A 19,847-nucleotide genomic window follows, 5' to 3' on the forward strand; every position below is an offset into this window, starting at 1 on the left:
CGTTATTTTTTGTTTTTAAAAGGTGTATAAGATAAATCGCCTGTGTCCATAATCAAGGTGCAATAGCTGTATTTTGGAGCCTCTTTAAGAACTTTGTAAGCTTTCATAATTTCTCTAAAGTGTGGAATGATTTTACTCTTTTGAGTCGGTGGTGCCACATTGTTTTTAAAAAACTTGGCTTTGGTCAAAGCTCCCCAAGCACCATTGGGAAACATATTGGGATCGTGAAAAACCAAGGCAAACCAGATGCCCACATGTTTGGCTCGATAGAAACAAGCTTTTTGTGCTTGGGTCAAGGTAGAGGTCAAAATATTGGTGGCATCGTCAATAATAAAAAACAGCCCTTCGTAACCTTTACGAGAAAGGCGTTTGTACAAAAGCATCTCGGTTAGTTTTTCGTCTGCCATCATGGCTTTGACTTTCTTGCCTCGAAACTTTTTCATAAAGTGCTTTTCAAAGACATAATCTTTGCCTTTGTAAGAAAAATAAAGCTCCTGTTCTTTTTTATCCGACCACAATTCAATCAATTCATAGCCCACCCAATCTTTGTCCCAACCTGAGTTGTACACAAAAATAGTGGGTCGATTACACCTTAATGCAAATTGCTGTAGATCGTAGGTCTTTCCTGAATGGGGTTTTCCAAAATAGGCTAAAAAGAACGGATGGTGTTGGTCTATTGTCGTGGTTGTAGGCTTACTCATCGTAAATAATTGCTCTAATTTCAGGATTCGTTTTTCCTTGGTCAATCAAGGCTTGAATTTCAGGACTGGGAACTTCATCGGCAACATCAATAGCGCAATAAGTATTGTTGGGAAGGTGTTTGTAGGTCCCTGTTGTTTTGTGAATGCTGAATAATTTGCGCCCATCCTGATATTCTTTTAAATGGGAAAAATCAGAGCTTGGCTGTCCCTGCTCCTGGTTGTCTTCCACCATTTCTTCTTGAGTAATTTCTGAAGAAGCCGTTTCTTTTTTTGGTTCCATTTGTTTGATTTGATAACGATGCCAAAAAGCAGCTCCAAAACCAGCCGCTGCCCAAGTACCCACTGCCAAGAGCAGCGTCATCAAAGGTGTGGGGGCTTTAATTTCTTGAGTGCTCAAGTATTCTTGAACGGCAGCAATTAAGACTTTTTTTGCTTTTTCATCTGCCGTATATTCCGCCACATACTGCCCACTAATAGAGCTACACAATTGAGCTTTGGCTAGGTCAATATAGGTGAAGGCAATTTCTCCCAGCTCTGCCAAGTTTTTGAGATTTTTGCTACTCGAGCCTGTTGCTTTTTTGATTTCTTCAACAGGGTTAGTTTTGGGTGGTTCTTGAACATATCCATCCAGTGGATCTTCTTCAATTTCAATGATAGGCTCTTCCTCCCAACCTTCTTCGAGCTGCTCTAGGGTATCAGAATTATTTTCTGCCGTTTCTGCAGCAGTTTCTACTTCTGAAAAATCAGTTTTTGTGCCAGTAGAGTCAGTAGAGGCGGTTTTTGTTGATTTTTGCTCTAGGTCTTTTGCGGTTTCAAAATCTAGTTCTTCCTCTTCGTCTAGATCGGTGGTCAAATCCTTGTTATTGGCTTGCTCCAGCAGCTGTTGGCGCAGCTCCTCTTCCAAATCATAGGTGGTATTTGGTTGCTTGTTTTCCATTTTTTTTGAGGTTATTTTTGTAATAATTTTTAGTAGTTTCTATGGCAGTTTCTGTTTAATTTCTGTTTAATTTCTGAGCAGTTTCTAGCTAATTTCTGCTTAATTTCTAAGCAGTTTGAAAATTAGTTTTTGTGCTAGTAGAGCCAGTAGACGCAGTTTTTGTTAATTTCTAGCCAGTTTCTGAGCAGTTTCTAATCCAGTTTCTACGTCAGTTTGAAAATCGTTTTTTAAGTCAGTTGTTGGATTTTTTTGCACAAGGATTTTAACTCCATAATAAGGGTGGCATTGGTGGCGTGTGCTGCCAAAGAAAAGTTATCTGCCATCGCTTGATTTTCGTCTGTCTCCAGCCAATCGTCTTCAAAAATACCGTTGTTGAGAATGCGAATTTCGTGGGCTTCTAGTTTTTGGATTTGTGCTTCAATTAAGCCTACCACAATTGTTTTGTCAATCGGTTGTGGATGGTCGGTTTGGGCATTGCCCAGTTGTTGTTTTTTCATACGTTACTTTTTTTTAGAATAGAATATTTTATATCTGTAAAAGTATTGTATGTGTTTGGTATTGGAAAGTTTTGTTGCTGAGGCAGGGGAATTTTGTGGCGTATATTTGTAGGTTGGTTGATATAATTTAATTTATAAATTCTCAATAAGAAGTGTATTGCCTAATATTGAAATTGTATATATTGTAGTTAGTTACAACTAAACTCTCAATTTTTTAATAATGATACATTTTATAAACAGGCTATATTCTACAGTTAAAAATGTTCTTAGCTCAAATGATTCTCCCTATAAAGAATTAAAAATTAAAAGCCTAGAACGTGAAAAGAGGATACATAACTCTCAAAATAATAAATACAAAGATGCAAATTATTCTATTGCCTATAACTTATTTGAGAAAGGAAATGAAAAATTTAGCAATGAAGATTATGAGGGTGCTATAATTGAGTATAACAGATCTTTAGAAATACATCCAATACTTGAAGATGCATATCACAATCGAGGATGTTCTTACGCTAGATTAGAAAACCATGAAAAAGCAATAGAAGATTACAGTAGAAATCTTCTAATTAATCCAAAGGATGAAAATTCTTATTTTAATCGGGCTTATTCTAAAAATCAGATAAATGATAAGGAAGGGGCATTAGTTGATTATTCTAAAGTGATATCCCTAAATAATGAAGATAAAGTAGCCTACTTTAATCGGGCTTTAATTTTCTATGAATTAACACTATTCACTAAAGCTCAATTCGATTTAAACAGAGCCATTGAGCTTGATGAAAATTACTATGATGCACATTTCTATAAAGCTCTCATAAAAACAGAAAATAAAGAACTTCAAGAAGCTCTTAACGATTACGATATAGCTGAAAAAATTTATTCAAAAGACCCTTATTTATACTATAATCGAGGAATCATATACTCAGACATGAAAAAATACAATAAAGCTATAAGTGAGTATGATAAAGCAATTTCAATTGATAAAAACCATAGTTTATCTTATAACAACAGAGCGTATATTTACATTAAACAAGGATATTATAATAAGGCTATTAAAGATTGTGATGATGCAATAAATATAAATCCTAATTTTGCTTTTGCTTACAACAATAGAGGTTTTTCAAAATATAAATTAGGGTTATATTTAGATGCACTAAAAGATTGTACGCAGTCAAAAAGTTTAGATGAATCAAACGCTCATGTTTATTATTATTTAGGGCTTATATTTCACAAACTTAGCGAGCCTGAAAAATCAAAAATATATTTAGCGAAAGCTGATGAGCTTGGATATAATGATGACAGGGAAAATATAAATTAAAAACAACCAAAGGATATAGTAATTAGTTATATTTTATGAAGATTATAAATGGATTACCTTATGTCCCTTATTTTATTTTTATTAAAGGTATTAGTCTTTAGTAAAAATAAAAGACCTTACATGTATTCCCATCCATGTAAGGTCTAAATCACCCCAACTGCGCTTGCGCACTCACGCAGTAATTAAAACCCAAATTTATCTTTAGAAGTTTTAGCGGTTGAAGATTGGACTTGCATGTATTCCCATTCATGCAAGTCCTAAATCACCCCAATTAAAACCCAAATTTATCTTTAGAAGGTTTAGTGGTGAAAGATTGGACTTGTACGTATTATTCCGCTTCGCTCCATGAGCTTTGCAGGTTCCCATTCGTACAAGTCCTAAATCACCCCAACTGCGCTTGCGCACTCACGCAGTAATTAAAACCCAAATTTATTCTTAGTTAGTTATGATCACTTTTGATACACTTACTATAAATGCCAAAGCAATGCCAAGAAATAAAAATATTTAATAATAAGGGTTTTATATATTTAATTATGTTATAATTTATTCTATTTTGAAAATAGAACCTAAAATGGGAAGCCCTCTAAAAATGTTTCCGCATCTGCAGCAGCAACTTATCAAACAAAGGCACCACTGTTTTTAACTCAGTAGGTGTCATATATTGGATAGCATGATACTTCGTTTTGGTCAAAAAGATATTTTGAATCTTCATCTCCTGGAGTTTGTAACCAACATACTGCTCAAAGAGCCGAGCAAAGATTTCATTTCTTCTCAAGAAGTAATCTAGATATTGTTTAGGAATTGCTTTTCGAATACGTCTCACATAACTAGAATCCGCTGTTTTGCTCTTGTCCCAATACGCCTTTTCTAGAATCTCCTCCATCCAGTAACGCATGGGCATTTTAGCGGGATCGTAATTGATGCGTCTAGGATCTGTCGAGCGACCATCAGATAGCGCATAGATTTTGGGATGGTTTTCTATTCGAGCACCAAAAAAGTAATCTAGGAAATGACCATACTCATGTGCAAAGGATCCCACGCCGCCCGAAAAGACAAAGCGGACTTTTTTCTCGGTAGGTTCATCAAAACGGTTCTCTTCGTAGTAACGAGTGAGATTGATAATATTGGTAGAGGGTTCATAATGGGCTAAAGCGCCCTTTACCCCTCGAGCTCCAAAGGCAATGCCCAATGTTTTGTCCAAACCAAGGTTGTTTCCTTTGAATCGCAACACTCGATTTAAGTCATACAAACAAATACCTAGAGCAGCTAAATAATTAAAACGGTCTTCATGCGTTACCCAGTTACCAAACTGATAGCCCCTCAATTGAAAGACTTCGTGCACCGTTCGAACATCTTTGAGCTTGTCATAAAAGCGTTTTTCCATCGCTCCTTTTCGAAAGAATTGATACAATTCTACAAAACCTTGATCTTCCCACCATCGTTCGGCTCTAGAGCCTCCTTCTGGACTTAAAGTATCTACAATTTTCATGGTTTAGCGTCTTTTTTTAAGTTTTCCTAATCGTTTTAGTTTCTTTTGGTTGAGCATGGATAAGGGAACCCCTCGTCCAACAATTTGCTCGTCAGGGTGTAATTTAGCTCTGGTTTTTTTTAGTTTTTTCATGTGTTTTTGGATTTGATGAAAGAATGAAAGCCCCTAAAATACGGACTTTGAATGCAAAAAACAAGGCAATAAAAAACGCCACTAGGAACTAATGGCGTAAATTTTAAAGGTTGATTTTTTCTATATTTTTGCTGAGGAGGCTTTTGGTCTCAGCTGCTGCAAATAAGTTTGAGTGCTTTTAATTTTTGTTTTTAACAAGCAAATTTGTTGTTCTTGACAAAGCAATTGTAAAGGATTCTTACTTCCTTTCATTTGAGTTAATTTTTGCTGTTCTTTTTCTAATTTCTGCTGTAGTTTTTTAAGCAACTGCTGCAGTATAGAAACATCGTTTTGTTTGACCATAAAAGATAGTTTTTTACTGCAGTAGTATTTTTTTTACTGCTGCAGTACACTAGTGTTTATCGGTGTTTGAATAAAATAATATCATTTATTTTACTGCAGCAGTTTGGTGTTTTACTACTGCAGTAATTCTTAGTAAAATAGGGCTTCTCATTCTGCTCGTTGTTCTCGAGCATCAAGCATACAGCTACGAGTACAATAAGTATGGTTGTGGGATTTGTGAATAAAACCCGTACCACATTGAGGGCAAATACGAGTATATTCCTTCTTTACTTTTTCTATTTCTTGAAGTTGTTTTTGTTCCACTTCTTCATAATTAATGAAGCCTATTTTATTGATGCTAGGAGCTTGATGAGCATCTTCTGGAACTTGGATTTTTTCTTCCTCTTGAACCGAAGAAGGAGTATAAGCAGCTGCTACTTGAGCAATATTCCCTTCCTTTTTCTCCTTCTCACATTCGGTATAATACCACCAAGAAAAGCCCATCGAAAGTAGAAACAACAACTCAAAACCAATAGCTGCTCGAACCAATTGTGTACTCAATTTTTCTCGCTCCAAAGTCATGGTAGATTTCCTAGATTCAAAATCCTCCAATGCCTTTTGTTCGATGACTTGGTTCTCGAGTAAAAGAGCCGCTAGAGCAGCGTCTTTTTGTGCTTGAGTCGCTTCAATCTTTTCATTGTATTCTTGGACCACTTTAGAATCTTTTCGAGCCAAGCGCCCTTTGTACAACCTAGTATTCCGAAAATTATCCCGTTGTATCTCGAGCGCTGCCATTCGATTATCATAATCAGAAACAATCCCTTCAGAAGATTTTAAAACAGGTGCTTGAGGAGTCGCTTCTTCAACCAGTAGGGAAGGGAGAATTTTAGCGCCTTCTATCGAAATGTAAATACTCGCCCCAACCGCTACGATTGCCAAGAGAGCAGAGAACTTTTCAACTTCTTTGTACTGAAATAAGCCCTTCATCACATCATCGGTTGATTCTCGTTTGATGACCTCAATCATAACCACTAAAGCAATGGAGCAAGCGATTCGAATCACCCAATGAATGTTGAGAAATAGATAAGAAAGCATGGTGAATGCCGTGGTTAAACTTGCCAACTGTGCAATCACGCCCATGCCTAAAAAGGCTCGATTTGCCCAAGCAAAACGATGGGCAAAGTTTTTGTGTTCAAATTTCTGTTCTAATGTCTTGTTTAAAGACCAATTGAAAATGGCGTAATTTTGAACTTTACGCTGCTTGTTGTGTGGATTTTCTGCAAAAGATGTCATAAATTTGTTTTTTAAGAATTTGTCTAAGAGGGTCCCTAGTTGCCGCTAGGGATCCTTTTTTTATGCTGGTCAAATTGTTCCAATTGTACTTTGATTTCGTAGAAGATCGTCCTTAAATAAAGATCACTTGGGTCGTCGTTGTAAAGCAGCTCTTCCAAAGCATATTTTTCTGTTGGTGTGAGTTGGATTCGATAGATTTTAGCTTCGTTTTGCCAGTGTTTCTCCTGTCGTTTGCTGATTTTGATAATAATCTGAATTAAGGCAGCTCTCCAACCTTTTTGTATAAAATCATCCGCAGGCTCTGGAGCAGAGAAGGGGAGCAGCATTTTTGCCAAGTAGATCCAATCTTTCAAAGTCAGTTTGATTGGAATATGTAGAACCTTGATTTGCTCAATGGCTTGATAATAGGTCATACTCTAAAAAATTGTCCTTTGATAAAATTATGCGTGTGTTGTCCGTTTTGGTAGACCATAATCCGCTCTACGTCTTGATTCCAATATTGAGGCGTTTCATCCAGTCGTTCAATTGGCATACTCAAGCCTTTGGTGCGACCTGTTTTTAATTTGTAAGCCGCTTTGTAAATGATATAAAGCTTTAGCTTAATGCTGCCTAAGAGCTGTTGAAAAGCTTCTTTACTCAAGGCTTGATCCTGCTTTTGAGGGTGGTAATAAGCGTTGATTTTACCCGTTTTGTTATCATACAAAACCGCCCATTCAAATACTTTTCCTTTAAGAAAAACACGCTCCAAGCGATGAATGCCCAAGCTTGGGTTTTGAGGGGTTTTAGCATCCAACGAATAGCGTTTGATTGGGGTGGGGTTACCTGGTGTTTTGATTAATAAATAACTTAAAGAATCTCTTTTGATTTTAAATTCGGTTTTGGTACTACTAGCCATAATTAAGAGAGTTGATTTGAAAAAATAGGTTGTAAACGATCTTTGAATTTTCGAATGAGTTTTTGTTTTTGAGCGGCACTCATACAGGGAGGTGCTTGTGCAATCATGCCCCTCAATTTTCTCCAGGCTTTTTCGGTGACACGCATTGCATACGGTGTCTTACCATCCTGTAAGGCTTGCAAGGCTGAAGTATGTGCTTGGTTGATTTGCTCCATCACCATTTGATAATAAGAGAGGCTTCGATTTTTGGGACTAAACTTGGTATAGATAGTATTAAAATCATCTTTAGAATAGCCCAGTGCACGATCCCAATGCTTAGAAATGAAATATTGAGTTGGCGCAAAGATTTTGTCCATATAATCATTCTTTAAAGCATTTTCTCGTTGTTTTTGAATGGCTTCGGACACAATTCTAAGAGCCGATAGCTCAATATTGGGCAGTTTTTTGGCAAACCACTCGTTCAACATCTTCCATTGATACTTTGGATTCTTGGCCAAACCTTTGAAATAAGCAGAATCCTTGAATTGCTCGAGCTTTTGTTTGCGAAACAGGCGCACATGATCCTCTACCAAGCGCAAATGCGAGCGGAGCAGGTCAACGGCTTGCTCTGTTTGAGCGACATTGAAATTTTTGCCGCCCCAAAGTGCGACTCGAGCTTGCTCAAAGAGCTGACGAGCCAAAAAATCTTCTTTGTTGCTGCTCGGAATGAAGACTTTTTGCACAAAATTGTTCGGCAAAAGATTTGGAGGACAATTGGAAATTGACTTGCTTCCCTGCTCTGCACCTGAGATAATCTTGTGATTTAGCTCTGCGCTAGCAGAAGCCTTATCCACAACTCCTGTTGGTGTTGTATTATATTGTTTTAAAGTATCTATATTATCTAGTATAGACATCTGCGGAAAAGATGTCCTTCTATCCGCAGCATCAAGGGGCTGAGCAGCATCAGAACGAGAGGAGCCCAAGGCTTCATTTGCCTCTATTTCGCCCCAAACTAGCAACTCATAATTCAGAATCAACTTAAATTTTCCACGTCCTCTAGGATCCTCATGCATGGGCAAAGGATACGCTTTTCCTGTGTGCATAAAGTTGACCTTCTGCACCAAAATTTTAGCCTCTAAGAGCTTTTGAATACAAGAGCGCACCGTGCGCCCACTAATTTGGAGTAGGGGACGAGCGGCTTGCTGGTTGACCATCGTGGCCAGGTACTCGTTGTTGGCAAAGCAAAAGAATTCTTGTTGGTGTATCGACCAATCAAAAACATTGGGCTGCTCGGTTTTCATGGCTTCCATGGTGCGAGGCATCAGCGACAAGATTGCTTGTAGGACATCGTGTACACTAGAAACCATACCACCTCGTTTGTGCGTACGAAGCCACTTTCGTTGATAGATCTCCATCAAATCATAAATCTTTTCCAAGCTGGCTTTTCGGTCCAGTAGATCGTAGATAGAGAATTGATGAAACTTGGTTAAAAATTGGGCGTGTTGCGCCATATTGTTATTCTGTTTAAAGCTTAAAAAATGGCACAGCCTTGCAGCTGTACCTCGGCATATAAGTCGCCGTAACTATACAAGTAAAAACTTGCTACCCTGTGACCAGAAGGAGAGTCGAACTCCTTTGATTGCTGCGGATAGACAATCTTCCCCGCCTGATCGTTTTGATGTGGTTGTAGGGTTTTAAGATTGGGTACAAACCACTTGCACCCAATCCAATGAATAAAATGTTGCTACGGAAACGAAGCCGCATGCCGAAGGTTATCGGTCTGATAATCCTCCACTTCTTGTTTTACAAAAAACAAATAGCCGCTTTTTTTGTACTTGCGTCCATTGAGTTTCCCTTCCTCATTGAGCTTTCTTACAGTTCTAGGCTGTAAGCCTAGTAAGTGTGCCGCTTCAGCTGTATTGATAATGCTCTTGTCTTTGATGAGTAAGAGTTTCAGCTCTTCTTTGAACTCCTCCTTCACTTCCTCCTTAATTTCGTCCTTTACTTCCTCTTTTAGTTCTTCCCGAAGTTCTGCTCGAAGTTCTGCTTTGAGCTGTAGTTTTAATGCTTCTACAAAGTTTTGATCCATCATATTAATCTTAATTTTTTGGATGGATTTCCATGATTATGATTGAATAAAAGAATGTTGTCGAATGGTTATTGTATCAATGCCTAACTCAAATTGTTCGACCAATTCAATGGCTTTTATTTCTAATAGTTTTTCCAGTTTTAATACGACCTCATAAGGCGTATTGGCTGGCGTTTTGAGCAAGCGAGTAAGCTTGTTTTGGCTAATGCCTAAGGTGGTGTTTAGTGCTTCGTATTGGTCAATCGAAAGGTTTTGTCTTAGGAATTGACAAAAAGTTGGTGTTTCAAAATCGGTCATAAAATTTGTTGTTTGGGCATGGCTTCGCCCTACCGCTTAAAAGCAGTGACAAGCCACATGAATAAAATAAGTGAAAGCATCAACTCGCTTTAACATTTGCTGAGTTCACAAACAAAGGAGCTAATACATTAAAATTTATTTGTTTTGTTGGACGCTAGAAGTCGCCTTCTAGTTGTTGATCCTCCATCCTCATAAAATCTCAACAATACCACTCGGTACGCCCAAAACCATTCATCCTAGTATGAAATGTTATTTTTTTAGGTTCGATTCTCGGATTTTCGTTTACATTTGTTTACATTAGTCTACATAAATTTTTACTATCTATTCAATAGAGTAGACTTTTGTATCTATTTATTAAGATTTTGTATCTATTTATTACAATAAATGTTCGTATTAATTAGGTTCATAACATAAGAACAATGTTTTTTAGAATTTGTAACTTTTTAGTTCTATTGTGTTTCGTTTGTATTACAAATATGAACTAAAAATTTATAAAATCAAATTTTTGGTAACAAAAAAAAACTTTTTTTAGCTTTTTATTTTAATAATTATTATTTAATGTCTATAAATCAAAGGTTTAAAGAAATTGTATCTGCACTCGAAATTAATGCAAGTCAGCTTGCAAAGAAATTAGATGTAACTCGACCGACAATTACACGGATAATTAATGGTGTTAATGAGCCAAGTGCTAAAATTTTAGCGCCATTATTAAAGGCGTATCCTCAATTAGATATCAAATGGTTATTAATAGGAGAGGGGGAAATGTTTTTAAAGCCTCAGGTAGAGGTAAATGAAGTTGACAAGGATTATTTAGATCGCTTGGCAGATAGCTTAGAAAGAGAAAATACGATGCTTAGAAAAGAGGTTAATGGGCTAGCTGAAGAATTAGATCGGATTAGGAAAATAGTAGAAGCACTACCAGACGAGGATTAAAAATACATCTTCAAAATAGTTATTATAAAGATGTTAATAATCTACTAATTGAATAAGAATGAATTAAACGAAAATGGGCGGTAATGTCGATAAATAAAGCGTTATAGCGTTTTGATTTTTGATAACTTTTTACTTTAAATATGAATCTTTTTGCTGTCTGATCCGTTGTATTAAGTCCCTTATTGTATGGTTTAACTAATCGGCTAAATCCTGTACAATTACTTAATGAAAACAAATCTAAAACTAAAAGATGCGTTGTTACAACAACTATCTGAGCTTGACACACGCATCAAACAGACAGAAAACAAGATTGCTAACCAAAAGATTGAACGACTTGTAAAATTGAAACGGTCTTCAAAAAAATGAGAACAGCAGCAAGGAATTGATTTCTTTGCTGCTGTTTTTTTGTTTTATGTGTTGTGGTTTTCTTATTTTTTGTGTATATTATATTGCATATACAAGTGTGCTAGCAGCTATAAAATATATCTTTTAGGGAAGGAATCTTTTTAAAATTTACCAAAAAACTTCTCTATTGCCTCAAGTAATTCTTTATCAAATTTAAGTGGTTCCAAAAGTTCCTTAAGTTTTATTAAAGCTTTTTTATCATCTTCTAATTCCTTTGGAGTTACCGTTCTTTCATATAATGGTTTATTTCTTAAATATCCGTTTACTCCACTTTCATTACCTATTATATAAGTTAAAGCATTGTCATATTCCTGAGTATTAAGTATCATACTTTCCATAGATGATATATTTTCATTATCAAATCTCCTTAAGATAACATTATTTTCTTCTTTAGAACCTGAAATACTTTTAGGCGAAATTATAACTTGATGTTTATTATCAATTGGTAATCTTATAAAATTGTCCTTATCAAAAGGTATTATTTTAGAACCATCCATATTAGACATTATTACAGGATTATCACTAGTAATAAATTCATGGTCACCACTTAATTTAATAACAGTAATACTGTCATCTAACCTTGCATTTACAAGCATAAATGTATATTTCAAATGTTCCAATAAATATGCTTGATGGTGCTTTTGCCTAACTTCCTCAATAACATCTTCAAGAGATTTATTTTCACAATCTACAAACTCTCCATCTGGTAATTGGATTTTCTTTTCTTTTGAGTTTTCAAGTAATCTATAACTTTCGGTTAATGCACTCTTCCAAACTTCATTATGTTTATTTACCCATATGGGGTTTCTATAGTATATACTAAGTATTGTCGTAACAATTTTATACTTTTCATCATCAGTTATTTGAATTTTACTAGCATCAGTTAGAAGCTCATAAACTTCTTCATAGTCTGATTCTATGTTGTCAGCATAAAATTTTTCAATCATCTGTTGCTCTTCTATAGTTTTTCCTTCCAATGAATAGAAATGCTTTTGTACAGCTATTTTTGCTGTATTAGTTAAAAAATTACGTTCATTTTCTTTATCATAAACATATACTTGAACTTTTTTTTTCCCAACTATACCAAAGTTTTTCAAGTATGTTCTAGGAACGAAATGTTGTCTAATTGTGCCTTTACCCATTTTGCTAATTTTTATTTTTTATCAAAAAATACGATTTATGATAAAATCTAATAAACATTATTTTGTATGATTTCCCTTTAAATTTTAAATAAATGTATAATGCTTTATTCTCTCATTGAGTTCCATTTTTTATCTTTTTCAGCAAAAAAAATCACTCAAAAATATTAATTCAAATACAACAAGTACTAATAATCATATAATGCTCAAAATAACAGCTGCTGACAAAGTGTTTTTTATACTGCATTTAAGAAGTATTTATGTTTTTTAATATGCATATTGCGTTTATTAATAGAGGGTATGAAGATAGGAGTTCTTCTATATAAAGCTTTCAGAATAGTTTAAAAACAAGCAGTAAAACAACTATTTTACTGTCTGTATAATCCTACCAATCAATCCCATCCAAAGCATCATTAATAATCTTATTAGACAGATGCAAATAAACCATAGTCGTTTCCAACTTAGAATGCTGCAAAATAGACTTTAGAATATGAATGGGCACCTTAGAAGCCAAATGTGTGGCAAAGGTATGGCGAGCCACATGGCTCGTTAGTTTTTTGTGAATGGATGCTCGTTCTGCCAAAGTTTTTAAAACTCGATTGTAATACTGGTTGGCATACGCATGAAAGATAGGATCCTGAGGAGCCATGCCGTGCAACAGGTATTTATTGACAATTTCCGTTGGTTTGTGTCCATAGAGTTTGTACAAAGGCAAGATCAATTGTTTGCCCGTTTTTTGCGCCACAATTTTTAAGACATAGCCTAGGTAGTCCTGCTCGATATTCTCCCGTTTGACTGAACGAACATCTGCAAAGCGCAAGCCCGTATAACAAGAAAAGAGAAACATATCCCGAATCAGCTCCAAGTAAAATTCTTCTCGTCCAAAGGAGAGCTGCTCCAGCTGTACGACTTCCTGTTGAGTGAGCACCGTGCGCTCCGTTTTCACCTGTTTGGGGCTAAACTTCTTGTAAGGATTCTTATTGGCATCAAAAATATCTCGTTTGATGGCGACATTAATATAACGTCTTAGTTGCTTGTGATGCGTGTAAATGGTATTGACATGCAAGCCATGACTTGCCAAGAATCGGTCGTACTCTAGGATTAAATCATAGGTCAAATCCGCAAAAAGAATTTTCTTTCGAAACTTCTTGAGATAGTTGAGCGCTGTCTTTTGTTTTTTCTTGGTTTCTTTGGCTAGGGTAGAGCTGTTGGTCATCTCGTATTCAAAAAACTCGGTAAAGGAATTGAGATCCTCGTAGCGTTTGGTGTTTTCCAACTGCGTTAGGGTAACAGAGCCTTGTTTTTTGATCAACTCCAGGGCGTAGGTTTCCATCCGATCAATTTGCCTTCTAATTTCATTGTTAAAGGACATGGCATTGGGATGGTCAACCACTTGCTTGCGCTTGGGGCTCCATTGTTTGGGGGTAACGTAGATGTTGGTGGAAAAGAATTTGGCTTTGTTGTTCAAATAAGCTTTGATTTGAATCAATGCGGTTCCGTTTTTACGGAGTTGGTGTTTACGATTGTAAACAATAGAGAAATTAATCATGGTTTTAATACTTGAAAAAATTAAAGAAAATGAAAAAACTCCTTTAATCAAGTATTAATATGGGAACAAAACGGGTACCGAATGGGTACCGAAAAGTAGTGTAGAAGTATGTAAATGAACCGTAACATGGGATAAAAAAGAAAACCAAAAAACTAGCTGAAACGGCGATTTTTACTAGGTTTTTGGTTCTTTTTGCAACCGAATGCAACGTGTGAATTGTGCCCAGGACAAGGATATGGATGTCTTAGGGTAATTTGTTGTTTATTAGTTGATTATAATTTAAAAAGCTATTGGGGTAGCAAAAAAATACACAAAAGGAGAGGAGTGGATATTTTTTTTGAAATTTTTTTAAAAGATCATTTACCTCAAATGATTTGAAATTACTTGAGTATGATTGACAATCCATACCGCCTGATTCAGGGCGACTTTAGAACTATTGTAGGAAGGCAATACAGTCTACTATGAGATCTAAAATAAAATTGGAAAAAACATCTATTTATCTTATATTTAGAGATTAAACATATTTCTATTGAACTAGAAATATAGAAGAATTTACTTAGGGCTAAATAAAGGCACATGAAACTATCAAAAAGTATTATTTTTATTCTAATATTATGTTGTTCATGCAATTCGGATAAATTTGAAGTTGGTGATGATCCAATTATATACTTAGGTATAGACACAACATACGATCATCAGCCAACAGAAGCGTATTGCGTTCATACTAGTAAATTATCTATCATTAGCGAAGATTCTATTATTTTGTATTTAGGACATAGTCCTACAGCTCCTGTAGATAGTCCTTATGGTCTACATGGAACTGCAATGATTTATCAAGGAGTTGTAAAAAAGGTTACAAAGAATGACATTGTAAAAGTTGAATGGAATTTTGATCCATCAGAGGATATTGTTTGCGATGAGGAATTCACCAATCAGATGTTAATTAAAAAAGATAAAGTGACTCTGATTGACCTAACCAAAGATACGTTATGCATTGGCAATATCGAGTGCATTAAACAGCAGTAACTTCAACTGGAGATAAATCAAACTTGGTTTATCTCCAATCTTAAGTTTTATTAAAATAGTTGTATTGACCAAATGATGCCAATGTTCACGGGAATCAAGTTATATTCTGAATAATAGATTCTGCATAATTGGCTATTCGCTCCGCCCGATCCAAACCATTCACCACCCAGCGAGCATTATAAAAGTCCACCTTCGATGCATTAATATACCTTTCCAAAGGACGACGAGTAAACGCCCCTTCCATCATCCCCTGCACCAAAATACGAGCTGCATACTTAGGCTGCATCACCCAATCAGGATTAGAAACAAAGTCAACTCCTAGTAACTTCGACATTTTAGCATAGTTCCGATCCCAAGTCAGCTGTACAAAACCACGCCCATAATAGCCCGTATACCAATAGGCATTTTGATTGTTGTACACCTCTGTTTGACTAGACGAAGCTCTTCTTTCTTTAATCGGTCGAAAGTTGCTTTCATGTCGAGCAGTTGCCAGGATATAAATCAACTTATTTTGGTCTTTATCTCCATATCGTTCAAACATCTTCACAATAAGCTGGATGGAATCCTTTTGCGTTTGATCTAAGGAACCAAAAGCAGCTTCACAGGCTTTTACAAAACGTAGACGCCTAGCCCTTACAATTAAGGAGCGGATTAAAACTAAAAAGAGGAGCAACAAAGCCGCCCCTCCTACATATTGTTTCGTTTGTATTGTCATGCCAATTGAAATTGATGCAAATGTTTGTATAAATTCGGTCCTGGACAACGGGTTGTTCCAAAGTCCTTGTGACCATAAACGTCCAAACGCTGAGGCAAGGTTTTTCTTAAATATCGGATTAGCTGCTTTAAGCTCTTGAGCTGTGCCCGACTGGGCTCTTGTTTCGTAAAATCACCACTCAAACAAATGCCAATGGTGGCCGTATTTACCCCAGCTGTATTGTAACTCACGACCGTCAAAGGATGCGCCTGAACAATCAACCCATCCACTTCAATCACAAAAGTGTACCCAATCCCCGCCCAGCCCTTGGTCAAGACATGATAGCGAGCATAGTCCTTGGCCGTTTGACCAATAGAAGCCGAATGATGGACAACAATTTGACGAATCTGATCTAAAGTCCTGGTTCCATATTTTTTAGTCGCCGAGCGCAGCAATGCATTGGATTGATCCACTATTTTAAGCCGCTGATCCTTGAACCAAAGGAACAGAAGAACGATGCAACAAACAACGCCAACCAGCACCGCTTTTTTATTCTTGAGCGTCATTCCCTTTCATTTTTGGCAATTGCACAAAAACATGATAACCTCCGATAACCCAAGTTAACAACAGCACAAGGACCAACCCTTTAATCATTCTGTCTCTGTTGTGCAGCATTCTTCGAATGGTATCCATCGACGCATCGACGGCTTGTATTTGATTGTTTGTCATAGATTAGAGAATAACCATACGTCTACTTTAGTTGTTGTTCTTTGCTCTGAATCCTCAAAGAAAAGCTGCCCCAAACTATACGCAGGAATTGCCATTACTAAAAAGGAACTGGCTGCCATTAAATAACTACCTTTTTCTTTTCCACAGACATAGAGCAAAACGATGGCTAATAAAGCCACTCCTTTCATGCCTGAGTCATTATATGTTTTCATCGACGTCATGTTCAATACTTCCTTTTTTATAGAGCCATCGCAGAAACAACAGCACTAATAAGATGATTAAAATGGGCTTTAGGGCATTCCACAGATCTTCCCCTAAATGGGGCTCCTTTTCCTCCTTTTGTTTGGTTTGCCACCACAAAAAGCCCGTCCCACCTGCTCCTAGAATAAAGGGGATTAAGAACGGCATTACTTCAAGGCTTTTAGCAAGTCATTGATACTGATGCTTGTTCTTCCCGTGTACTTTTTTAACATCGCTTCCGTTGCGGAACCAAAAATGCCATCTACCGTTAAGTACTCATAAAAACTAGGACCACTACTACCATGCTTGACATTCAGCAATTGTTGCAATTCCTCTACTTGCTTGCCTTTACTGCCTTTTTGTAAAAGGGTATCTCTATCCACTATTGCACTGTTGTTGCTGGTCACGGTTGGATGCATTGTTGCGGATTGAGCATTGGTCAATCCTCCTTTATACAAAAAGAAGGATGCTAGCTTATTTTTATACATAAAAGCAAGTACAGCCAACAAAACCAAAGCCCCCACAATTAAGGGGACTTTGTGTTCTTGAATTTTTTCCTTCATTTTAAACAGGTTTATCGGTGCTGTCCATGACTGTCAACTGTTTTTTAACCGTTGTTTTGTCTGCTTTTTGTTGCTCAGCGGCAACTACTGTTTTCGGTTCTTGGGGCTGCTCTGCGTCCATCTTGGCTTCTTTCTCCTTTTGCTTGTCTGCTTTTTGTTTCCAATAATAAGCTGCTCCCCCTGCTAGTAATAAGACGATGAGTACGAAGAGGATGATTTTAGTTTTTTTCGATAGTGTTTTCATGTTTGGGTTTGTTGTATTGTTGTTGATAATTTTCTAAAAATGATATGAAGCCTTTGCTTTTATTTGATAATATGTTCTAGTTCTTTAATTCGCTGCTCAATTAACATAAAATAACCATAAGCACCATAGCCTCCACTGCCATCACAGCCCACATTACAAGCAGCAATATGCACCTGAATATCCACCCCATATTTTACTTTATACGCTCGTACCGTCGCCATAAAACGAACCGCATCTAAGTCATACAATTCCTTAATCGGTTCGCAACGCTCTGAAAAATCAAAGTAATATCGAGTTGTCAGCCCTTTGTGTAGACGCTCCAAAAGCTCATTCGGATCATAGGCTACTGCATTGCCATTTTCATCTTTGATATCTACCTGTACCTCAATCTGTTTATTGGTTTTGGATTTTTTGCCAAAATAATTGCCTAGAACAAAAATCAAGACAATCAAAACGACAACACCTCCGATATACAGTTGATTTTTTGTTAACACGGGATTGGTTTTTTCTCTCATTATTTTTTCCCCATTTTATCAGCTTTTGCTGTTTTTACCAAATAACCTTCTGCAATCAATGCGGCAACAGCGGTTTGTTCCGTCACTCGATCAAAGTATTCCATTTCAGCCATCCAACTTTTAACAAAGGCATGCATTACCCCAGCATTATACACGGGACGACCATGCACTCTTTTTAGCAGCTCTCTATCACTGACATTGTGCCCATTCACTGCCTTAAAAAAGTCTAGTCCCTTTCGAACACTCTCTCCTTGATTCATCCACCAAACCTCATCCTCCGAATGTACATACGCATTTTGACTGCCATACATCAAATTTAAGCTCAGTTGACCAATCCAATGAGCATCGCCTGCATGTCGTTGATTGGTAACATTATATCCATCCCAAGACTGCGCTAAAAAGCGTTGCAGCTCCTTTCTTAATGGTTCTCCTTTGGTTTCATACTTTCCAAAAATGGGATAGGTTAAATAGTTGTTCTTTTCAACTTGATGCAGCTGTGCAAACATTCCACTGATTGCCTCAATTGCTTGGCTGGTCCAACTGGATGTATCAACCAAGGTTCGACCTACTTTGTGAATGGCTCGCACCTCATCGGCGGCTCCTTCATTCATTTGGATGTACTTCATCCGCTCCTGAATCAAGGCTTTTCCTGCTTCGCTGTTCTGAAGCACTGCAACAGGTTTGGGTGGTGGTGGTGCATTAGGATCCTTCTTATTGCCCAATAACTTCGCCACTAAATCCTTGGTTAAAATATTGGTGGCTTCACTGCTTGCATCTTTTCTTCCTGTAATCGGAGGCAACTGCTCCTGGCGTTGTTCCTGAACAGGTTCATCGTCGTCCTTATTGGTTCCCAAGACTTTCCAAGCCGCAAAACCACCTCCGACCAAAACCAAAAGAATCACAGCGATTAGAAGCCCTGTTTTACTGCTTGGATGTTCCATTTTTAGTTAGTATGATCACAATGATTAAAACAACCACTCCTGCTGCAATGCCTCCAATGAGCCAAGGATTGGTTTTCTTTTCTGGTGGTGGCGGGGGCACATAAGCAGGAGTAGTACTAGAACCGCCTTTGCCTGTAACGGCGGTAATAAAATTGGTGATGCTGTCCAAACCACCAGCACTAGCGCCAATAATTCCTGCTACATCAGTGCCTGTTTTACTTTCTTGCCGTTGCTCGCTCAGTGTCCCATTCGAGCCTCCAAACTGTTGGCTGTAACTGGGACGGTTGCTCGATAGGTTAATATTCAAGCCATTGCTTGACCCACCGTATTGCTTTGTAAAATCCATTATTTAGGACTTTTTACAAGGCTAAAAGAAAAAGCTAAGACCAAGATCACCAAACTAAAACTAAAGGCTAGATTGGCAATGGATTTGGCTTTGCACAAACCACAAGGAGTTGTTCCTGTTTGGGTTGGTGTATCGGTCGTGGTGGGCTCTTTAATAACGGTAGCAGAAGCATTGCTAGAAGTATTTAATTCATTCGTAGCCGTTGGAGCTGGACTCGCCACTTTAATCGTGGGCTGGCTGGCTGTTGGGTTGGGATTGGTGGTAGAATCGCCTCTCAATTCAGCGAGGGTACCTGTTTGCAATTTTTCCATTAGGTTCTTGGGCGTTTAGAGGTTAGGTAATATAATAGGAGAATAAACGATAAGCTCGTGATCACGGCACCACTAATCACTAGTAGTTTGGTGCGCTTGGCTCGATCTTCTCGTTCTTGAGCAGCTTGAATGGTGTCCGATTGTGCCATTGCTCCAAATATATGGGCAAGTTCACTCCCTGAAACACCATGATTGCCAAAACCACCGCTCAATATATCCCCTGTCTGTATGCTATCAAAAAATTGACCTACTGCCATAGGATATGGG

At 37.2% G+C, this 19,847-nt stretch carries 29 protein-coding genes; 3 read left to right on the top strand and 26 right to left on the bottom strand.

Going from position 1 to position 19,847, the window contains the following annotated elements; all coding sequences use genetic code 11:
* Positions 1–2 precede the first annotated feature (2 nt).
* From QP953_RS11780 to QP953_RS11790, 3 genes are all read right to left on the bottom strand, one after another.
* A complete protein-coding gene (locus QP953_RS11780) occupies positions 3–701 on the bottom strand; it encodes a hypothetical protein (protein ID WP_309554581.1) in 699 nt (232 codons plus the stop codon).
* Entirely contained in the window at positions 694–1,638 is a 945-nt protein-coding gene (locus QP953_RS11785) for a hypothetical protein (protein ID WP_309555173.1), read from the bottom strand. The genes QP953_RS11780 and QP953_RS11785 overlap by 8 nt, the downstream gene beginning before the upstream one ends.
* A 227-nt stretch (positions 1,639–1,865) precedes the next feature.
* On the bottom strand, positions 1,866–2,135 hold the full coding sequence (locus tag QP953_RS11790) for a hypothetical protein (RefSeq protein ID WP_309552779.1): 270 nt from the start codon (positions 2,133–2,135) through the stop codon (positions 1,866–1,868).
* A 220-nt stretch (positions 2,136–2,355) separates the two neighbouring features.
* Between QP953_RS11790 and QP953_RS11795 the strand changes: the two genes are divergently transcribed.
* Positions 2,356–3,450 (top strand): tetratricopeptide repeat protein, encoded by a 1,095-nt coding sequence (locus QP953_RS11795; RefSeq protein WP_309555175.1) that lies wholly within the window; start codon positions 2,356–2,358, stop codon positions 3,448–3,450.
* A 583-nt stretch (positions 3,451–4,033) separates the two neighbouring features.
* On the opposite strand, the gene QP953_RS11800 is transcribed toward QP953_RS11795, so the two are convergent.
* The 9 genes from QP953_RS11800 to QP953_RS11840 all read right to left on the bottom strand — a co-directional run bounded on the left by QP953_RS11800 (position 4,034) and on the right by QP953_RS11840 (position 9,945).
* On the bottom strand, positions 4,034–4,939 hold the full coding sequence (locus tag QP953_RS11800; RefSeq protein ID WP_309555176.1) for an LPD1 domain-containing protein: 906 nt from the start codon (positions 4,937–4,939) through the stop codon (positions 4,034–4,036).
* 3 nt (positions 4,940–4,942) lie between these two features.
* Positions 4,943–5,071, bottom strand: coding sequence for a hypothetical protein (locus QP953_RS11805; RefSeq protein ID WP_255351982.1), 129 nt, complete (start codon positions 5,069–5,071; stop codon positions 4,943–4,945).
* A gap of 120 nt (positions 5,072–5,191) precedes the next feature.
* A complete protein-coding gene (locus QP953_RS11810) occupies positions 5,192–5,413 on the bottom strand; it encodes a hypothetical protein (RefSeq protein ID WP_309552783.1) in 222 nt (73 codons plus the stop codon).
* A gap of 147 nt (positions 5,414–5,560) precedes the next feature.
* Positions 5,561–6,685, bottom strand: coding sequence for a hypothetical protein (locus QP953_RS11815; protein WP_309555178.1), 1,125 nt, complete (start codon positions 6,683–6,685; stop codon positions 5,561–5,563).
* 35 nt (positions 6,686–6,720) lie between these two features.
* Complete coding sequence (locus QP953_RS11820) at positions 6,721–7,098, bottom strand: hypothetical protein (protein WP_309552740.1); 378 nt, start codon at positions 7,096–7,098, stop codon at positions 6,721–6,723.
* Positions 7,095–7,580: a hypothetical protein gene (locus QP953_RS11825; protein WP_309555179.1), complete on the bottom strand. Its 486-nt coding sequence runs from the start codon at positions 7,578–7,580 to the stop codon at positions 7,095–7,097. The genes QP953_RS11820 and QP953_RS11825 overlap by 4 nt, the downstream gene beginning before the upstream one ends.
* Positions 7,581–7,582: 2 nt before the next feature.
* Entirely contained in the window at positions 7,583–9,070 is a 1,488-nt protein-coding gene (locus QP953_RS11830) for a hypothetical protein (protein WP_052600384.1), read from the bottom strand.
* Positions 9,071–9,303: 233 nt separating this feature from the next.
* Positions 9,304–9,651, bottom strand: a complete 348-nt coding sequence (locus QP953_RS11835) for a helix-turn-helix domain-containing protein (RefSeq protein ID WP_052600289.1) — start codon at positions 9,649–9,651, stop codon at positions 9,304–9,306.
* 33 nt (positions 9,652–9,684) lie between these two features.
* Positions 9,685–9,945, bottom strand: a complete 261-nt coding sequence (locus tag QP953_RS11840; RefSeq protein WP_052600290.1) for a hypothetical protein — start codon at positions 9,943–9,945, stop codon at positions 9,685–9,687.
* Positions 9,946–10,503: 558 nt separating this feature from the next.
* Between QP953_RS11840 and QP953_RS11845 the strand changes: the two genes are divergently transcribed.
* On the top strand, positions 10,504–10,878 hold the full coding sequence (locus tag QP953_RS11845) for a helix-turn-helix domain-containing protein (RefSeq protein ID WP_052600291.1): 375 nt from the start codon (positions 10,504–10,506) through the stop codon (positions 10,876–10,878).
* 506 nt (positions 10,879–11,384) lie between these two features.
* Here QP953_RS11845 and QP953_RS11850 read toward each other — a convergent pair.
* Positions 11,385–12,425, bottom strand: coding sequence for a DUF4238 domain-containing protein (locus QP953_RS11850; RefSeq protein WP_309555181.1), 1,041 nt, complete (start codon positions 12,423–12,425; stop codon positions 11,385–11,387).
* A gap of 382 nt (positions 12,426–12,807) precedes the next feature.
* Entirely contained in the window at positions 12,808–13,971 is a 1,164-nt protein-coding gene (locus QP953_RS11855) for a site-specific integrase (RefSeq protein ID WP_309555182.1), read from the bottom strand.
* Between the two features lie 576 nt (positions 13,972–14,547).
* Here QP953_RS11855 and QP953_RS11860 point away from each other — a divergent pair.
* Positions 14,548–14,997, top strand: a complete 450-nt coding sequence (locus QP953_RS11860) for a hypothetical protein (RefSeq protein ID WP_309555184.1) — start codon at positions 14,548–14,550, stop codon at positions 14,995–14,997.
* A 94-nt stretch (positions 14,998–15,091) separates the two neighbouring features.
* Here QP953_RS11860 and QP953_RS11865 read toward each other — a convergent pair whose 3' ends face one another.
* The 12 genes from QP953_RS11865 to QP953_RS11920 form a co-directional block, all read right to left on the bottom strand.
* Positions 15,092–15,712, bottom strand: a complete 621-nt coding sequence (locus QP953_RS11865; RefSeq protein ID WP_309555185.1) for a glycoside hydrolase family 19 protein — start codon at positions 15,710–15,712, stop codon at positions 15,092–15,094.
* Positions 15,709–16,164, bottom strand: a complete 456-nt coding sequence (locus QP953_RS11870; protein ID WP_052600347.1) for a peptidoglycan recognition family protein — start codon at positions 16,162–16,164, stop codon at positions 15,709–15,711. The genes QP953_RS11865 and QP953_RS11870 overlap by 4 nt, the downstream gene beginning before the upstream one ends.
* Before the next feature lie 76 nt (positions 16,165–16,240).
* Positions 16,241–16,420: a hypothetical protein gene (locus QP953_RS11875; protein WP_309555186.1), complete on the bottom strand. Its 180-nt coding sequence runs from the start codon at positions 16,418–16,420 to the stop codon at positions 16,241–16,243.
* On the bottom strand, positions 16,417–16,632 hold the full coding sequence (locus QP953_RS11880) for a hypothetical protein (RefSeq protein WP_309555187.1): 216 nt from the start codon (positions 16,630–16,632) through the stop codon (positions 16,417–16,419). The genes QP953_RS11875 and QP953_RS11880 overlap by 4 nt, the downstream gene beginning before the upstream one ends.
* Complete coding sequence (locus QP953_RS11885) at positions 16,619–16,828, bottom strand: hypothetical protein (protein ID WP_309555188.1); 210 nt, start codon at positions 16,826–16,828, stop codon at positions 16,619–16,621. The genes QP953_RS11880 and QP953_RS11885 overlap by 14 nt, the downstream gene beginning before the upstream one ends.
* Positions 16,828–17,223 (bottom strand): peptidoglycan-binding domain-containing protein, encoded by a 396-nt coding sequence (locus tag QP953_RS11890; protein WP_309555190.1) that lies wholly within the window; start codon positions 17,221–17,223, stop codon positions 16,828–16,830. Before QP953_RS11890 ends, QP953_RS11885 begins: the two co-directional genes overlap by 1 nt.
* Before the next feature lies 1 nt (position 17,224).
* Positions 17,225–17,467 carry a hypothetical protein gene (locus QP953_RS11895; RefSeq protein ID WP_309555191.1) on the bottom strand — a complete coding sequence of 81 codons (243 nt, stop codon included), beginning with the start codon at positions 17,465–17,467 and terminating at the stop codon, positions 17,225–17,227.
* A 59-nt stretch (positions 17,468–17,526) separates the two neighbouring features.
* On the bottom strand, positions 17,527–17,982 hold the full coding sequence (locus QP953_RS11900; protein WP_052600353.1) for a hypothetical protein: 456 nt from the start codon (positions 17,980–17,982) through the stop codon (positions 17,527–17,529).
* On the bottom strand, positions 17,982–18,923 hold the full coding sequence (locus QP953_RS11905) for a hypothetical protein (RefSeq protein ID WP_309555192.1): 942 nt from the start codon (positions 18,921–18,923) through the stop codon (positions 17,982–17,984). Before QP953_RS11905 ends, QP953_RS11900 begins: the two co-directional genes overlap by 1 nt.
* A complete protein-coding gene (locus QP953_RS11910; RefSeq protein ID WP_309555193.1) occupies positions 18,904–19,269 on the bottom strand; it encodes a hypothetical protein in 366 nt (121 codons plus the stop codon). Before QP953_RS11910 ends, QP953_RS11905 begins: the two co-directional genes overlap by 20 nt.
* On the bottom strand, positions 19,269–19,580 hold the full coding sequence (locus QP953_RS11915; protein ID WP_309555194.1) for a hypothetical protein: 312 nt from the start codon (positions 19,578–19,580) through the stop codon (positions 19,269–19,271). Before QP953_RS11915 ends, QP953_RS11910 begins: the two co-directional genes overlap by 1 nt.
* The gene (locus tag QP953_RS11920) at positions 19,580–19,837 is read right to left on the bottom strand and encodes a hypothetical protein (protein WP_052600357.1); all 258 of its coding nucleotides are present in this window, start codon (positions 19,835–19,837) and stop codon (positions 19,580–19,582) included. Before QP953_RS11920 ends, QP953_RS11915 begins: the two co-directional genes overlap by 1 nt.
* Positions 19,838–19,847: the final 10 nt, after the last annotated feature.

This window comes from Aureispira sp. CCB-E (assembly GCF_031326345.1).
Lineage (GTDB): Bacteria > Bacteroidota > Bacteroidia > Chitinophagales > Saprospiraceae > Aureispira.

Bases quoted from the DNA above. Each gene is read 5' to 3' on its own strand.
- QP953_RS11780 (WP_309554581.1), bottom strand. From the start codon at position 701: ATGAGTAAGCCTACAACCACGACAATAGACCAACACCATCCGTTCTTT.
- QP953_RS11785 (WP_309555173.1), bottom strand. From the start codon at position 1,638: ATGGAAAACAAGCAACCAAATACCACCTATGATTTGGAAGAGGAGCTG.
- QP953_RS11790 (WP_309552779.1), bottom strand. From the start codon at position 2,135: ATGAAAAAACAACAACTGGGCAATGCCCAAACCGACCATCCACAACCG.
- QP953_RS11795 (WP_309555175.1), top strand. From the start codon at position 2,356: ATGATACATTTTATAAACAGGCTATATTCTACAGTTAAAAATGTTCTT.
- QP953_RS11800 (WP_309555176.1), bottom strand. From the start codon at position 4,939: ATGAAAATTGTAGATACTTTAAGTCCAGAAGGAGGCTCTAGAGCCGAA.
- QP953_RS11805 (WP_255351982.1), bottom strand. From the start codon at position 5,071: ATGAAAAAACTAAAAAAAACCAGAGCTAAATTACACCCTGACGAGCAA.
- QP953_RS11810 (WP_309552783.1), bottom strand. From the start codon at position 5,413: ATGGTCAAACAAAACGATGTTTCTATACTGCAGCAGTTGCTTAAAAAA.
- QP953_RS11815 (WP_309555178.1), bottom strand. From the start codon at position 6,685: ATGACATCTTTTGCAGAAAATCCACACAACAAGCAGCGTAAAGTTCAA.
- QP953_RS11820 (WP_309552740.1), bottom strand. From the start codon at position 7,098: ATGACCTATTATCAAGCCATTGAGCAAATCAAGGTTCTACATATTCCA.
- QP953_RS11825 (WP_309555179.1), bottom strand. From the start codon at position 7,580: ATGGCTAGTAGTACCAAAACCGAATTTAAAATCAAAAGAGATTCTTTA.
- QP953_RS11830 (WP_052600384.1), bottom strand. From the start codon at position 9,070: ATGGCGCAACACGCCCAATTTTTAACCAAGTTTCATCAATTCTCTATC.
- QP953_RS11835 (WP_052600289.1), bottom strand. From the start codon at position 9,651: ATGATGGATCAAAACTTTGTAGAAGCATTAAAACTACAGCTCAAAGCA.
- QP953_RS11840 (WP_052600290.1), bottom strand. From the start codon at position 9,945: ATGACCGATTTTGAAACACCAACTTTTTGTCAATTCCTAAGACAAAAC.
- QP953_RS11845 (WP_052600291.1), top strand. From the start codon at position 10,504: ATGTCTATAAATCAAAGGTTTAAAGAAATTGTATCTGCACTCGAAATT.
- QP953_RS11850 (WP_309555181.1), bottom strand. From the start codon at position 12,425: ATGGGTAAAGGCACAATTAGACAACATTTCGTTCCTAGAACATACTTG.
- QP953_RS11855 (WP_309555182.1), bottom strand. From the start codon at position 13,971: ATGATTAATTTCTCTATTGTTTACAATCGTAAACACCAACTCCGTAAA.
- QP953_RS11860 (WP_309555184.1), top strand. From the start codon at position 14,548: ATGAAACTATCAAAAAGTATTATTTTTATTCTAATATTATGTTGTTCA.
- QP953_RS11865 (WP_309555185.1), bottom strand. From the start codon at position 15,712: ATGACAATACAAACGAAACAATATGTAGGAGGGGCGGCTTTGTTGCTC.
- QP953_RS11875 (WP_309555186.1), bottom strand. From the start codon at position 16,420: ATGACAAACAATCAAATACAAGCCGTCGATGCGTCGATGGATACCATT.
- QP953_RS11880 (WP_309555187.1), bottom strand. From the start codon at position 16,632: ATGAAAACATATAATGACTCAGGCATGAAAGGAGTGGCTTTATTAGCC.
- QP953_RS11885 (WP_309555188.1), bottom strand. From the start codon at position 16,828: ATGCCGTTCTTAATCCCCTTTATTCTAGGAGCAGGTGGGACGGGCTTT.
- QP953_RS11890 (WP_309555190.1), bottom strand. From the start codon at position 17,223: ATGAAGGAAAAAATTCAAGAACACAAAGTCCCCTTAATTGTGGGGGCT.
- QP953_RS11895 (WP_309555191.1), bottom strand. From the start codon at position 17,467: ATGAAAACACTATCGAAAAAAACTAAAATCATCCTCTTCGTACTCATC.
- QP953_RS11900 (WP_052600353.1), bottom strand. From the start codon at position 17,982: ATGAGAGAAAAAACCAATCCCGTGTTAACAAAAAATCAACTGTATATC.
- QP953_RS11905 (WP_309555192.1), bottom strand. From the start codon at position 18,923: ATGGAACATCCAAGCAGTAAAACAGGGCTTCTAATCGCTGTGATTCTT.
- QP953_RS11910 (WP_309555193.1), bottom strand. From the start codon at position 19,269: ATGGATTTTACAAAGCAATACGGTGGGTCAAGCAATGGCTTGAATATT.
- QP953_RS11915 (WP_309555194.1), bottom strand. From the start codon at position 19,580: ATGGAAAAATTGCAAACAGGTACCCTCGCTGAATTGAGAGGCGATTCT.
- QP953_RS11920 (WP_052600357.1), bottom strand. From the start codon at position 19,837: ATGGCAGTAGGTCAATTTTTTGATAGCATACAGACAGGGGATATATTG.